A 14027-nucleotide genomic window follows, 5' to 3' on the forward strand; every position below is an offset into this window, starting at 1 on the left:
CGTTGTACGACGGCGCCTTCTGTCATTCCAGCGCCGCGACGTCGTGGATTTTGCCGGTATAGCCGGTTTTGGCAATGGCGCCCAGCAGCCGCTGGTCGTCAAAATCCGCCGGGACGATCACTTCCGCCTGACGCGTTTTCAGCGACGCTTTGGCTTTGATGACGCCATCGGTAGTGCGCAGCGCCTGGTTGATTGAAATCACGCACAGCGAGCAGGTCATCTGCTCGACATCAATGGTGACCTTCTTGTTGGCAGACCAGGCCAGCGGGGTGAATAGCACCAGTAACAGACACAGACATTTTTTCATTCCATCAGCTCCCACAGCCAGGATAAAACATACGGCCAGCTCAGCAGCGCGATGACCAGCGGCAACGCCAGCCAGTAAAGCCACAGCAGCGTACGGCGACTGACCACGTTGACGCACACCGGGCGCGGCGACAGATACAGTCGCCAGAAGCCCGCCGCCATCAGCCCCACCGACACGATAGTCATCGGAATCTGCAGCCAGGCGAACGCTGCGATGCCGATAAATCCGGCGGCGGAAATCCCGAACAGCAGATACAGCAGCGGCCCGATACAGCACAATGTCGAGGCTAAGGCGGCAAACAGCGCCGCCAGCAGCATGGCGACGCTTTTCTTAACGCTGTTCGACGGCGACATAGTCATAGCTGAACACTGCCGGATCGTAGAAGTTGAGCGGATCGCCATCCACCTCGGCATAAGGGTAGCCGAAGTTGTTGATATCCCCCTGTTCCGCCGCCGGCGACAGGGCAAAATCGCGACCGTGGTTGAAACCCACCCAGTTCATCTCCTGGTTGCCAAACAGATAATCGCTCACCGCCTCTACCGCCGGATCGCCATTCTCCTTGTCTTCGGCCAGACGCATTTTGGTGACATCGGCGGGATCTGCCGGTAGCCAGCCGTAGCCCGCCAGCCAGAACATGGCCCGGCAGTGCTGGGCGCCGCTGATTTTCGCGACCCCCCGGGCATCGGCGCTGCCGAACGCTTTTGCGGAGTAAGCCGCCAGTTTGCGCGTCGCCCCGAGGCGAATACCGAACATTTCACGCGCCGGGATCCCCGTGGCGCGGCACAGCGCGACAAATACCGAGTTAATGTCGGTGCATTTACCGCCCAGTTTGCCTTCTTTGAGGATCTGGCCGACATCGCCGGTACCGCAGCCGATAACCGAATCGTCGCGATGCATATGGGTTTTCACCCAGTCATAAATCAGTTTTGCCTGTTTAAGCGGTGATTTTTCGCTGCCGACGATTTTCATCGCCGTCTCTTTGACGATGCCGTCGGTGGCGATATGCGGCGTGGCTTCCAGATACGGTTTCACCTCTGGCGGGAATACCAGGTCGCTCTCCGGGATCTGCCAGCCGTCGAGCTGGTGGTTTTTCATCGGCTCCAGATCCTGGGTTTCAATCAGCATTTCCACTTTTACTTCCATCGGGCCTTTGGAGTCCGGCCAGGTGGCGAACAGCGTTTTGGCGCCATAGCGGTTGTTGGCGGTTAAGTACGCCTGCTGATAATTGCCGGAAAAGGTGAGCTTCTGTAACTGTTGAAAAGACGTGTCTTCAGGGACCGGGATCCACAGCTTTACCTCACCCTCTGAGCCGCCGGGCGGCTTCAGGTTATAGGTCTGGGTCATCAGAAAACGGCGGCGAGTTGCAACGGCGCAGGCGCTCTGCGGCTCAGCCTGGCGGGATTCTGACCATACCGGCGTGATAAACCCGAGGGAAGAGAGCGCGGCCGCGCCCTTAAGAAAATGACGTCTTTCCATTCGTGATTCCTTTTTGTCTCCAGGGAAAGCTGGAGCTTAACCCCGCACCTGCGGAGGCCGGGAAGTATTATGCGTGGCGATAGCGTGGGGAACAAATCATTTCAATGAATGGAATGGCGATAATTTATACCGTATTATGCGTTTTATGCATCGTTGCGAATAAAACGGCATTTTTCCCTGTGACATCAGAGTGATAGTGTGCGCGGAAGGTTAGATAACGCACCACAGGAACAGCGATGAAACACACCATCGGCATTCTCGGCGGTATGGGGCCGGCAGCCACGGCGGATATGCTGGACAAGTTTGTCCGGCTGCGTAAAGCCGACTGCGATCAGCAGCATATCCCGCTGATCGTCAGTTCAATTCCGGATATCCCGGATCGCACTGCCTGCCTGATGGCTGACGGCCCTTCACCTTTCCGGTATCTGGCACGCTACCTGCGCATGCTGGAGCAGGCCGGCGCGGAGTGCATCGTGATCCCCTGCAATACCGCCCATTACTGGTTCGACGATCTGCGCGCCGTCGCCCGCGCGGAGATGATCAGTATTCTGGATGCCGCGCTCGGCGAAATTCCTGATGCGGTTTGTCGGGTTGGGCTGCTGGCGACCGACGCGACGCTGGCGACCGGTCTGTACCAGCACAAAGCCCGGGCGCGCGGCCGCGAACTGCTGTACCCGCAAGGCGCCGGGCAGGCCAGCGTCATGCAGGCTATCTATGCCCTGAAGGCCGGCGATAAACCGCGGGCGGTGGAACTGCTGTTTCCGCAGATCCACGCGCTGATCAATCGTGGAGCGCAGGCAATTATTATGGGCTGTACCGAGATTCCACTGATTGTCGCCGGTGAAGAGGCCCGGGCGGATTGCCGGTTTATCGACTCCACCGCCGCACTGGTGCGGGCCGCCATCGGCTGGTATGAATCCCGGCGCTTATCCGATCCGGCCGACTGGCTGCGCCACAGTACGCCTCGTGCGACCACCACCCGGCGCTACAGCGCCGTATAGCGCTGGCGTAGATCGCGCCAGAAGCTTTCCGCCACCTGGGTCATGCGGGTGTTCATCCGGTAGGCGTAAGCCTGAATCGGGATCACCAGTTCATCTTCATCAAGGGCAATCAGTCGCCCCTGCGCCAGATCCTCGCGGATGGCATATTCCGGCAGCCAGGCAATGCCGCAGCCGTCCAGCGCCACTTTTTTGAGCAGCTCGCTCATCGATGATACGAAAAAGGTGTTGAAACGCAGCGCCGGGTAGCGCGCCAGCATACGGTTGACCAGCCGGCCCATGTAGGAGTTCTGGTTGTAGGTCAGCAGAGGAAAGGTGGATTGCGTCAGGCTATACAGCGCCTCCTGACGATCGCCGGCGGCGCAGACCGGAAACAGCCGCGATTCGAACAGCCGGATATGATCGAAAGGGGTCTGCAGCAGGTTTTCGTCGTGATAAGAGAAGATAAAGTCGCTCTGCCCTTCGCGCAGCATATCCACCGCTTTGTCGACATCAATTGCTTCCACGGCGTAGGTAAAATGCGGCGGCATCGCTTTCACGACTTCCGGCAGCAGCCCGAGAGAGAGCGAGTGGGCGGCGGCGATTTTAATTTTATGCCGGGTATAGTCGCTGCCGCCGCGCAGTTCCGTCAGGTTGCTCTCCAGTTGCTGCAACAGGTGGCGTATCTGGGAGTGGAAGATTTTGCCCTGTTCGGTGAGCTGGAGCGGCGAGACCTGGCGGTTAAACAGTTCCACGCCGACCGCCTGCTCCAGGGCGCGAATGCGGCGGCTGAACGCCGGCTGCGAAACATTGCGCACCACCGCCGCCTGGGAGAAGTTACGGCATTTTTCCAGTGTCAGGAAGTCATACAGCCATTTGGTTTCGATGTTGTGCAAACTGTTACCACTCACCGCCATAGGGATTGATCTCGTTCGGCGCCCGAAGCGGCATTCTATCGTCACTATGGGCGGATAACACCTGTCAACGGCTATTCAAACGTGCCTTTTACACAGGCGACGCCATCTTTGACCATCAGCCGGCCCCGGGCGTAGACCCTGTCGATGACCAGGTCCGGCGTCATCACCAGCAGATCGGCGTCTTTACCCGGCGCGATGGCGCCTTTGTTATCAAAACCGAGGAACTCCGCCACGCTGCTGGTCAGCGGACGCAGCGCGTCGGGCAGGGTGAACCGGTAGCCATTAACCAGTTCCACCACGGTTTCCAGCAGGCTTTCGAACCCGGCGACGCCGATCCCGACCAGATTCCCCGCCTCGTCGAACTTCGGCTGGCTGCCGTTGCCGTCGGAACTGAGGGTGAGCTGCGCCAGCGGTACCCCGGCCCGTACTGCCCGGTCGATAGCCTGGGCGGGGGGAATCGGCTCCGGAATACCGCTGGTGATATCGATAACGCCGCCTTTGCGGGTAAATTCGATGGCCTGTTCAAACAGATATTCACTGCGGTTGACGTGGGTGGGCAACAGTTTACCGATCGGCACATCGCTGGTTTCCAGAATGTCGTAAAGCGGCTGCATGCCTTTTTTACTGCTGCCCATATGGCATACCGTGACGCCAGGTTTGCCGCCCAGCAGCCCGCCTACCCGCGACTGCGCCGCCATACTCGCCAGTTGCCCTTTTTCCGGCGCCGCAGAGCGGTGGTCGGCGACTGCGCATTTCACCCCGAGGATCCGGTCGATCAGCGCCACATCTTTCTCCACCGAGCCGGTAATGGTCGGGGAGGGGACATGGTAAGCGCCGGTCAGCATCCAGGCGGTGATCCCTTCTTCGTTCAGCGCCCGGGTTTTCGCCAGCAGCGATTCCGGGTGGCGGGTGACCGAGTCGGTGCCCAGCAGGCCGACCACGGTGGTGATACCCGCCCGGGTCAGGCGGCTGAGCACCACTTCCGGGGCGCGGGTGGTGGGGCCGGCCTCGCCGCCGCCGCCGATCAGATGTACATGCTGGTCGATAAACCCCGGGCACAGCCAGCGGCCGGACAGGTCGACAAGCTGGCAGTCGGGAACAATATCCGCCGGTATCGCGCTGTCGATGGCGATAATTTTGCCGCCGGCCAGCAGAACATCGCAGATACCCAGATCGTCCGGGGCGAAGACGCGCGCCCCCTGCAACAGGATAAAGGCGGCGGGAGATAAATCAGGCATAACGGCTCCTTATCGGACAATGAGTTGCATTACCCAGATCGACAACAGGGCATTGATTGCGCAGATGGCGATAATATGCGGGTAGTATTTGGCGTTCACTTCAGCGGTTCCCAGGCAGCGGCCAACGTTCTGCACCGGGTTGCCCATCAGATAGATGGCGGGCAGCAATACCGTGACATCGTGGCCGTTAAGGGCGCCGGCCGCCAGCAGACTGGCGGAAACGCCTACCGCTCCGCCCATGCTCATCAGCGAGGCCAGCAGGACGGTCGCCGCTTCGCCGGGCAGCCCCCAGAGCGCCATTACCGGCTGGCAAATGGTTCCTACCCAGTCGAGCAGCCCGGTGATTTTCAGCGCCTGGATAATCACGAATGCCATTACCACATTGGGCAGCAGGTTGGTTGTGGCGATGGTGAAGCCGCGGCGGGCGCCATCGATGAACATATCCATGATATTTTTACGTACCTGAACCGTCATGCGCGGGCTCCTCGCTGTGGGTGGCGACCTTCCACAAGGTTGATATAAATCCGTAGCAGGTTGGCGCCGATAAATTTGAACACCAGAATCACGGCCAGCGGCACGATCACCGAGGTCCCCAAAAAGGCGAATACCGCCACGCCGGAAGAGAAGTAGTTGGTAATGATCGCGCTGCCGCTGGTCTGGTAGGCGGCGAAGATCACTTTATCGCGTTCGGTGATCGCCCCTTCCTGCGCCAGCTCTTTGGTCATCCCCGCCGCCGCATCGGTATTTTGCAGGTTGGCGATCAGCGCCAGTGAGCAGATCCCCGGAATGCCGAGCAGGGGCTTCAGTATCGGGGTCATGAGCTGCTGCGCCGCCCGCAGGCCGCCCAGGCCATCGGTGATGGCGATAATACCCAGAGAGAGGATCACCGAAGGGGCCAGCTCAAGGGCGAACAAAAAACCGTCTTTGGCCCCCGCGCCGCCGCTGCCGCGAAACGTCTGGCTGGCCTGGTTGAGGCTGCTATTGATGTGGCCGAAGGAGCCGTTCAGGACAGTGAAATCAAAGACGCGCCACCATCCTTCGCTGGCGGAAAAGGCGCCGGAAAAAAAGAGGATCGTCAGGATAAACGACAAATACCCTTTCCAGCCGACCCGTGTTGACTCAAGCGGTATGGCGGCCGCCTCGCTCTGTTGTGCCATTGTTTTCCCCGTGTGTTGTGTTTGATTTATTAAAATGCGCAGCGTCGTACTGTGAATGACAGGCGGTGAAGGGCCGCCAGAAACTAAAAAACCTTAACAGCCGCAGGGATGCAGTAAAAATGCAAGAATGTATCGCGCTATGCGTTTCCTGCATGATAAAGGTTATCTTTTTGTTTTGTATGAATAATTTAGAAATAAAAAGTCTATAAATAGACGGTAAGGAAGCCGGTGTGGCCATTGACGGCGGATGTTTTCACGGCTGGCGCCGCGCAGGCGCAGAATTGCTGACACATATCAGACTGGCGCCGCAGGCGTCGTCGGGAGCGGCGGCGCCAGATTTTAGCGGCAGTGGATGCCGCCTGACGCCGGCGCCGCGGGCTATTCGGCGGCGGTGATTTTCTGCTGCAGCTCGCTGAAATACTCTTCATGAGTTCTGTCGAACTGCAGCGGCGTGACCGCTATCTGCCCCCGGGACAGGGCCATCGCTTCAGTGTGCGGCGAGTCCGGGCGATCGGTATGCTGGAGCGACAGCCAGAAATAGTCGTTAGCGCGCGGATCGGTGCGCGGCGTAACCTGCACATTTTCAAGGTAGCCGTGGCCCTGGCGGGTCACCGTCAGGGGCTGTAGCTGGTCCGGCGCCACCGCCGGGAAGTTGACGTTCAGGCAGACATTGTGGCGCCAGCCTGTCTCTACCAGAGTGCGAATCACCTGCGGCGCGGCGGCCGCTGCCGTCTCCCAGGGAACCTGGCTTCTCTTGATATAGGCCTGACTCAGGGCGATGGACGGGATCCCGGAAAGCAAACCGGTCATTGCGGCGCCCACGGTGCCGGAAAACATCGTCTCGACACCGAGGTTGGCCCCCCGGTTAATGCCAGAGAGCAGTAAATCCGGCGGCGTACCTTTCATCAGGTGGCCGCAGGCCAGCGCCACACAGTCGCCCGGCGTGCCGGAAACCGCGAAGCGCCGTTCGCCGGTCTGAGTCAGGCGCAGCGGATGGTGCAGACTCAGGGAGTGAGAGGTGCCGCTCTGATCGTGCAGCGGCGCCACTACCCAGACTTCCGGCGCCAGCCGGGCGGCAACCTTTTCCAGCACCGCCATTCCGGGCGCGTTAATCCCATCATCATTGGTCAGCAGAATTCGCTGGCACACAAAGGCTTCATTCATTGCATTCTCTCCATGATACAACTGCGGCGTTAATGGCAAAAACGCCGCTATTTCCGGCACACCCGTCATAAGAATCGCAGATTCCAGGCCGACGTTTTGACAAGGTGGCGATATCTGGCCGCTTCGCGGGTATAATACCTATATCGATATAGATATTTTTTGCCTGGTATCATGAAAAATCAAACGTTTTTAACCGCCGCGGCGCTGCGCGTTCAGTTAACCCGGCTTTCCCGCCGCCTGCGCCAGCAGGCGCAGAATGATCCCCACTCCTGGGCGCCGATGCTGGTACTGAGCGCAATCGATCGGCTGGGAGAGGGGATAACGCCGGGCGAGCTGGGGGAGACGGAGCGTATCCAGTCCTCCAATCTGGCGGCTATATTGCGCCAACTGGAGCAGCAGCAGTTGATCGTTCGCCGCCAGGACCAGGCGGATCGGCGCAAAGTACGGCTATTTCTCACGCCGGCCGGCCGGAAGCGGCTGGAAGAGAGCCGCCTGTTGCGCGATGCCTGGCTGTGCCAGGCAATGGATGCCCTGCTCAGCGAGGAAGAAAAAAAGCTGCTTGCCCGCGCCGGTACTCTGATGGACAAGCTGGCCGGTTTCAGTAGTCCCGGAGTGGACGAACAGCCACTGCCGGCCAGCCCGAAGGGGCGGAAAATGTGAATGACGGACCGTTGGCATCATGCCAGACGCGCTGTTGCCCGGCGGCGGCTGCGCTCGCGGGCGGCCAGGAAGCGCGACTGAGTAAGGTTATCATCGCACCGGCGGGCGCCGGGGGTTTTTGGCGAGCGACTGACTGACCGGCCGCCCGTCGTATGACCAGCCATTGCCGCTATCGTTAATCAATTCATAGTTTACTACCCGGCAGTCGCCGCCGGCGCCCTGAAGATCGACCGGGAGGCGGGATTTGGGTGCCACCATTAGCCCAGCGGCGTGGTAAGCGCCGCATTGCACACGGCTCAGCGTCAGGAACCAGGGCGTCGGATTATCAATCAATAGCTGCTGTCCGGCGGCCATAAAGGTAAAACGCAGCTTTTCACCGTCCTTTTCCGCTGGCGGCGCTACGCCATCCGGGCGGATAAACAGTTTCATACGGATACGCAGCGGCAACACCACTTTGTGCAGGCGTTGCTGATCGGCGCTGGTCATCGGCGGGATCTGGAAAATATTCAGCCAGTACAGTGTTTCGCGATCGCTGGCTAACCCTGCGCGCTGGGTCAATAACAGCTTCACGCTGCGTAGCTCTCCGGGCTGCATTTTAAATACCGGTGGGATAACCACCACCGGCGTTTTGACCTGATCCGGCGCGACGCGCGGATCGCCTTCGTCGGCCCACACCTGTACCAGCGTGGGCTGCTGTTCTGAGTTGGACAGGGCCAGCGAGACGCTGTTTTCCCCGGCGTTGAAGATCAGTCGGGTGACTTCACTGTTAACCACCGCCCGGGCTGGCTGGCAGAGCAGCGGTACTCCCAGCACCCATGCCCATACTGTCGGCCAGCTACTGAAAGCTGACCACCACCTGAAGTTGCGCATAAACAGATCCTGATGTCACGGTTTTACCCGGGATAGCTTCCAGAGAGGCGGTAAAGTCGCCGGTCCAGGTATAGATGGAGCCCACAGAAGAGGAGGCGTCGGTCAACTGCTGATAACCATACCAGCCGCCGTTATTGCCGGTGGCGGTGGCGGTCAGATTCGGCAGCAGATTCAGCGCCTGGCCGGAAAGCTTGTCGCTGTAGATACGGATACCCACGCCGGAGGCGACGCCGCTGGCGCCATAGTGGTTGTCCAGCAGCCAGGTATAAGCGCCGGCGCTGGTGGTTAACCCCATACCGGCGGCAACGCTGGCCGCCGTGGCGTTATTGACCAGAAAACCCATCGCCACCCAGGCGTTGGAGGTGGTGGAGGCGGAGGTGCCGGATTTGGCGCCTGACTCGCACTCTACATTAACGCTAAAGCCCGCCTGACTGGTGTTGCCGCTGGACAGTTCGGCGACGGTAATAGAGGGCAGGGTGACTATCGCCGGATAATCGCTGATCCGGCAGGCGGCGCCCCTGACGAAAACGGTCTGGTTAGTCAGGCTCCATCCCCCGGCCCACTCGGTATACCAGCCGTCGTAGTTATAGCGGCTGTCTTCGCCATCAGCCAGCCTGTCGCTGTACCCGCCGCCCTGAAAGGCGATGTAACCCGCCGGACCTGCATAGCCGTAGGCATAGCGATTATCACCATTGGTCCCCATACTGGCGTCATCGACCCGGAATAACTCGACAAAGACATCGCTGAAGGCGCTGGCGGGAACATAAATGTTGCTGCCGTCGTTAAACACATCGCTCTCGGGAATGGCCCGGCTTTGCCAGTAGCGGGAGTAATATTCGCCGGTTTTCAGATTGGTCAGGCGCACGGCGACATTTTTGACATAGGTATAGTAGGCCTGCTCGATGCCGGGAACCACGTTCATACCGCCACGGGCATCATCGCCGTTGGTGGCATAGAACTCATAAAGGCTGCCGAGATCGCTGATGTCGCATTTAAACAGGATTTGGTTGGCGGTATATCCGGCGGTACGCGCGCTGGGGACAAAGGTCGCGGAAGCGCTGCCCAGTAAGGTGCCTTCCGGCTGAAATCCGGTGCCATTGCTTAAGGTAATCACTCCTGGTAAGCCCAGCTTTCCCTGCACCTGTCCGTCGGTAGTGCCGGTCCATGAGCTGGCGGTGTAGCCGGCGTCTCGCGCCGCCTGGGAAAGGGCGCTGATTGCGGTGACCCGATTACAGGTCGCGCTGGCGATGTCCGGCGCCAGGCCCGCCAGCAGCAGGCCGCAGATAATGAATTTGTATTGCATCTTGATCACTCCTGGCGGCAGGGAAGAGTTAACTGGTAAAGCGGCGCGTCCGTTTTGCCCGGCAACTGATACCAGACCTGGCAGCGCTGGGTTTTATTTTTCCCCCACTGAACAAACAGCACGCCGGACTGTTCCGGCAGGCGCGCATAGATCTGCCCGCCCTGGCCCACCATTCCCAGCGACTGACCATTGCTGTCGGCGACTTCCGCGCCCATCGGCGGCAGGCTGCCATCGGGCAGCGAGGTATTGATTAACGCCGCCTTACCGCTGAGGGTGTCGAACCTGACCCGGGAAATGGCGCCGGCGTACGGCACGACGCGCTTACTACCGCCCTGAAGTTCGGCATCGGCGTTCATCCTGCGGCTGTCGAGGCTGATATTGTTGTAACGGTAGGGCGTCAGGGACGGCAGCAGCGCGTAGCCAAAGCGGTCGATGGCCGCGCCCTGGCCGTTGCGCACTTCGGCGCCGCGGGCGCCGGGGGCTTCAATCAGCGCGAAAGTGTCGCTGGTCCAGGGGCCGGCGGTCAGGCCGCCGCGGTGTACCACCAGAGTGCCGGACATACCGACGCCATACTGGCGATAGTCGCGGCCCCGGGAGGCGGAGGCGCGGAAAGAGCCCACCGGGGTGCGCTGCTCTATGTTGCCGCCGAAAGTACCGCTGTTGCCGTCGTTTTTGTCATGCTCAATACCGGCATACATGGAGTAAGAAACGTGACTTCTCTCCCCGACAGTGCCGCTCATGCCCATGGTGGCGGAGCGGCTGTCGCGGCTGCGGTTGATATCGAAGTTGAGCTGTGAACGGTGACTGCCGAAGTCCAGCGGAATAGAAATCCCCAGCGAAAGGGTGTTTTCGGTGTATTTGCGCTTGTTGTCGGTGTCGTAGTCCGCGTCGTTGACGCTGGAGTAATAGCGGCTGGAATAGACGCTGCGCTGGCGCGCCATGTTGATATTGAAGTTGATATTGCGCCAGCTGTTGCTGTAACCGAGCTGCAATTGCGTGATACGCGAGGCATCGCCGTAGTAGTCGGCGGTGCTGCCGCTGAAACTGAGCATTCCCCAGTCGCCCATTGGCTGGCTGAGGGTGGCGGAAAAGTTATTGCGCTGATGCAGGGTGTCTGAATAGTAGGTGATATGGTTTTTTTCCTGGCGGCGCACTCCCAGCACGTCCTGCAGATCGCGATAGCCGCTGGTGGAATAGCGGTAAGCCGCCAGCACCAGGTTGGTGCCGGTGGTAAAGGTTTTACTGTAGCTGGCTTCCACGCGCCAGCCTTGCTCGCTGCGTTCATTCGCGACTTTGGCATGGGAGTAGACGGTATTAAGACCGAAAGCCCCCATCGGCGTGGCCACCACGCCGCCCAACAGCCCGGCCTGGTAGTCCTCGGCAAAGCGGGCGCCGATATTGGCGGTCAGCGTGTTGTTAATCCCGCGTTGTACCACCCCTTCAATAAATTTGTTTTCGACGCTGTAGTAGCGACGTACGTGGCCCAGCGCCAGCTCATAGTTCCAGTTACCCGGACGCACGGAATCCGGTACCGCCGAATAGGGAACCGTAAAGGTGGAAACCTGGCCGTTAGCTTCCACCACATCGACCTGCAGATCGCCCTGGCCGCGGGTACTGTAGAGATCGTTGATGACAAAGGCGCCGGGGGCGACGGTGGTTTCATAGACCACCTTCCCCTGCTGGCGCACGATAACATGGGCGGATGTTGCCGCCACGCCGCGCACTTCCGGCGCGTAGCCGCGTTTGCCCTGCGGCCACATGCGCTGGTCGGTGCTCAGTTTGATACCGTTAAAGGACAGGCTGCCGAACAGACTGGTGTTGGTATAGTTGTCGCCGACGGAAATGACGCTATTGATAATCGGAATAGGGCGCTGCACCCAGGTTTTTACCGCATTGTATTTGTACTGACTGCCGGAAGCGCTGTTATCGGCGTAGCGCAGGTTGCCCTGGTGGCGCAGTTGCCATAGCCCAAGGTTGACGCCGCCGTTAAGGTTGCTCCACAGGTAGTTGTAGTGAAAGCGCGATGCGCTATTTTCGGTGCGGTAAAAATTGGTGTTGTGGCGTACAAACAGCGCGCTGGCGCCGGCATCCCATTCGGAGACCGGGATATAGCCGCGCGGCGTGTGGTACAGCCCGGCCTGGGGGATCACCATGTTAAGACGCAGTCTGGCGGTATCGACTTCCCAACTGATTTTTTGCCCCAGCTCGCTGATGAACAGGCAGGAGGCGGCGGCGTTGCCGTCCCGGGGCTTAATCCGGATAGCGCTGGCTTCGATCAACTCCGGCGTCAGGCAGGGTTCGGCGCTTTTCGGCCCCGCGGCCGGGGAGTCCAGAGTGATGCTCTCTTTGGCGCGGATCAACTGGCCGTTAAGGTAGATATCCAGCACATATTTTCCGGCCAGCAGGGTGTTTTCCGGCTGGTTAAAGTGGCTCAGATCCAGACCTTTGCTGTAGCGGGAACCCTGCAATAGCGAAGGATCGAAATAATATTCAGCGCTGGCCGGCAGGGGAAGTAGCGCAGCGATAACCAGCACACGCAGTTTCCCGGGGATTAACGCCGTCTGCGGTTTATAGCGGATAGTCTTCACTTATTCTCGCTCCCTGATCGTTGACCAGTGTGATCCGCACACTTTTCATGCCCGAGGCCCTGGCCCCTGAGAAAAAGAAGCTTTCGCTGCTAAAAGGGGCGATCATATCGGTTTCCCGATGCCAGGCGCCGGCGGTTCCGGTGAGCGTTAACCCGGCGATGGTGACGTAGTAAGGCTGATCGTTGGTGATGGAGATACCGACCTTCTGGCCCTGAGTGACTCTGGCAACTCTGAGGTTTTCCAGCATTTTTTGTGGGTTGGCGCTCAGTCCCTGGGGGCGATAAAACAGCTTTACCCGGTTGCGCAGCATGATCAGTATGCTGTTTGGCTTGTCGCCGGCGTTTTGCGCCTGGCTGATATTGGCGGGCGGTACCTGCATAAAATTGAACCAGAACAAGGATTCGCGGTCCTGGGGCAGTGATTTACTGTTCGTGAACACCAGGCGAATAATCTGCCCGTCGTTGGGCTGAATGCGGAAAACTGGTGGCGTGGCGACAAAGGGGACCGCGGCGGATTTTTCCGGGCCGTCGCTCATATTGCCGTTATCAAACCAGGTGGTAATCACATACGGGAAATTATCTTTATTTTTTAACTGCACATCGGTGGATTTGGCGGCGCCGTTATAAATAATCCGCGTGCCGGTCATTGTTACGCTGGCGTTTGCCTGCCAGCCATAGCCTGCAACTATCAGGAAAAGGAAGAAATAAAAAAACTGAGCTCCATGGCTATGGGTATTCATCTGACTCTCCTGAAGATGAATGAAACAGGGCGGGGAAAATTCCCCGCCGCAAAACAACTTACTGATAAGAAACCGCGTACTGCAGGGAAGCCTGTACGGTACCGGTTGTTGCCGTGCCGGCAGAATAGTACTGGGCGGTATAGGTCGCGGTTGCCGAGGTTTCGTCGGTGGCCAGTGACAGGTCGCCGCCGCCGTTAAACACGTTTCTGAAGTCGATTTCAGTGTCGCTGGTGTCGAGAATCTGGATCTCTACGTCATCCGCATCGCCGGAATTCAGCAGGTTACCGGTGGTGGCGCTAACGTTGTTGCCGACGAAGACCGTGGAGATTTGCACGCCAGCCGGATCCGAGGTACCGGTACAGCCAGTGACGCCAATATCAAAGGTGGTCTGGCCGGCTGTCTGGCTACCGTTGAGCGCAGTGGCGGTTACTGTCGGCAACAGGACGACTGGCGCTGCGTCAGTACCGTTTACCGATACTGAGCAGGTTTCGTCGGTCACTTCACCCATAAATGTAATTGTATTATCCGATGCCAGTGCATTACCTGAAAAAATAACAGACGCCAGAGCAGCAGAAATTAACGCGCGATTCATTTTCATAAAAACTCCATTTTCATTTAATAGCGATGATAG

At 59.1% G+C, this 14027-nt stretch carries 15 protein-coding genes; 2 read left to right on the forward strand and 13 right to left on the reverse strand.

Annotation, left to right across the window (positions count from 1 at the left end; translation table 11 throughout):
* Positions 1-22 precede the first annotated feature (22 nt).
* The 3 genes from AQ981_RS08980 to AQ981_RS08990 are packed head-to-tail and all read right to left on the reverse strand — an operon-like array spanning position 23 to position 1783.
* The gene (locus AQ981_RS08980) at positions 23-307 is read right to left on the reverse strand and encodes a heavy-metal-associated domain-containing protein (protein ID WP_058911414.1); all 285 of its coding nucleotides are present in this window, start codon (positions 305-307) and stop codon (positions 23-25) included.
* A complete protein-coding gene (locus tag AQ981_RS08985) occupies positions 304-660 on the reverse strand; it encodes a hypothetical protein (protein ID WP_249226294.1) in 357 nt (118 codons plus the stop codon). The genes AQ981_RS08980 and AQ981_RS08985 overlap by 4 nt, the downstream gene beginning before the upstream one ends.
* On the reverse strand, positions 638-1783 hold the full coding sequence (locus AQ981_RS08990; RefSeq protein WP_058911415.1) for a transglutaminase-like domain-containing protein: 1146 nt from the start codon (positions 1781-1783) through the stop codon (positions 638-640). The genes AQ981_RS08985 and AQ981_RS08990 overlap by 23 nt, the downstream gene beginning before the upstream one ends.
* 236 nt (positions 1784-2019) lie before the next feature.
* On the opposite strand from AQ981_RS08990, the gene cuyB reads away from it, so the two are divergent.
* Positions 2020-2784 (forward strand): cysteate racemase, encoded by a 765-nt coding sequence (gene cuyB, locus AQ981_RS08995; RefSeq protein ID WP_082683168.1) that lies wholly within the window; start codon positions 2020-2022, stop codon positions 2782-2784.
* Here cuyB and hypT read toward each other — a convergent pair.
* The 5 genes from hypT to surE all read right to left on the reverse strand — a co-directional run bounded on the left by hypT (position 2769) and on the right by surE (position 7236).
* Complete coding sequence (hypT, locus tag AQ981_RS09000) at positions 2769-3677, reverse strand: hypochlorite stress DNA-binding transcriptional regulator HypT (protein WP_058911416.1); 909 nt, start codon at positions 3675-3677, stop codon at positions 2769-2771. The two genes, cuyB and hypT, sit on opposite strands and share 16 nt — an antisense overlap.
* A gap of 71 nt (positions 3678-3748) precedes the next feature.
* Positions 3749-4915: a beta-aspartyl-peptidase gene (gene iadA / locus AQ981_RS09005; protein WP_058911417.1), complete on the reverse strand. Its 1167-nt coding sequence runs from the start codon at positions 4913-4915 to the stop codon at positions 3749-3751.
* A gap of 9 nt (positions 4916-4924) precedes the next feature.
* A complete protein-coding gene (locus AQ981_RS09010; RefSeq protein WP_058911418.1) occupies positions 4925-5389 on the reverse strand; it encodes a YjiG family protein in 465 nt (154 codons plus the stop codon).
* Positions 5386-6072 (reverse strand): nucleoside recognition domain-containing protein, encoded by a 687-nt coding sequence (locus AQ981_RS09015; RefSeq protein ID WP_058911419.1) that lies wholly within the window; start codon positions 6070-6072, stop codon positions 5386-5388. Before AQ981_RS09015 ends, AQ981_RS09010 begins: the two co-directional genes overlap by 4 nt.
* A gap of 378 nt (positions 6073-6450) precedes the next feature.
* Positions 6451-7236: a 5'/3'-nucleotidase SurE gene (surE, locus tag AQ981_RS09020; protein ID WP_058911420.1), complete on the reverse strand. Its 786-nt coding sequence runs from the start codon at positions 7234-7236 to the stop codon at positions 6451-6453.
* A gap of 171 nt (positions 7237-7407) precedes the next feature.
* Between surE and AQ981_RS09025 the strand changes: the two genes are divergently transcribed.
* Positions 7408-7896 carry a MarR family winged helix-turn-helix transcriptional regulator gene (locus AQ981_RS09025; protein WP_058911421.1) on the forward strand — a complete coding sequence of 163 codons (489 nt, stop codon included), beginning with the start codon at positions 7408-7410 and terminating at the stop codon, positions 7894-7896.
* A gap of 90 nt (positions 7897-7986) precedes the next feature.
* Here the strand turns inward: AQ981_RS09025 and AQ981_RS09030 are convergent, their stop codons facing one another.
* From AQ981_RS09030 to AQ981_RS09050, 5 genes are read right to left on the reverse strand one after another with little or no spacing between them, the layout of a single operon-like run.
* Positions 7987-8766: a fimbria/pilus periplasmic chaperone gene (locus AQ981_RS09030; protein ID WP_058911422.1), complete on the reverse strand. Its 780-nt coding sequence runs from the start codon at positions 8764-8766 to the stop codon at positions 7987-7989.
* Positions 8732-10069 carry a fimbrial usher protein StbD gene (gene stbD / locus AQ981_RS09035; protein ID WP_058911423.1) on the reverse strand — a complete coding sequence of 446 codons (1338 nt, stop codon included), beginning with the start codon at positions 10067-10069 and terminating at the stop codon, positions 8732-8734. Before stbD ends, AQ981_RS09030 begins: the two co-directional genes overlap by 35 nt.
* Positions 10070-10074: 5 nt before the next feature.
* Complete coding sequence (locus AQ981_RS09040; protein ID WP_082683169.1) at positions 10075-12657, reverse strand: fimbrial outer membrane usher protein; 2583 nt, start codon at positions 12655-12657, stop codon at positions 10075-10077.
* Positions 12638-13396 carry a fimbria/pilus periplasmic chaperone gene (locus tag AQ981_RS09045; protein WP_058911424.1) on the reverse strand — a complete coding sequence of 253 codons (759 nt, stop codon included), beginning with the start codon at positions 13394-13396 and terminating at the stop codon, positions 12638-12640. The genes AQ981_RS09040 and AQ981_RS09045 overlap by 20 nt, the downstream gene beginning before the upstream one ends.
* A 58-nt stretch (positions 13397-13454) precedes the next feature.
* On the reverse strand, positions 13455-13994 hold the full coding sequence (locus AQ981_RS09050; protein ID WP_476701393.1) for a fimbrial protein: 540 nt from the start codon (positions 13992-13994) through the stop codon (positions 13455-13457).
* Positions 13995-14027 lie beyond the last annotated feature (33 nt).

It is taken from the genome of Entomohabitans teleogrylli, from assembly GCF_001484765.1.
Lineage (GTDB): Bacteria > Pseudomonadota > Gammaproteobacteria > Enterobacterales > Enterobacteriaceae > Entomohabitans > Entomohabitans teleogrylli.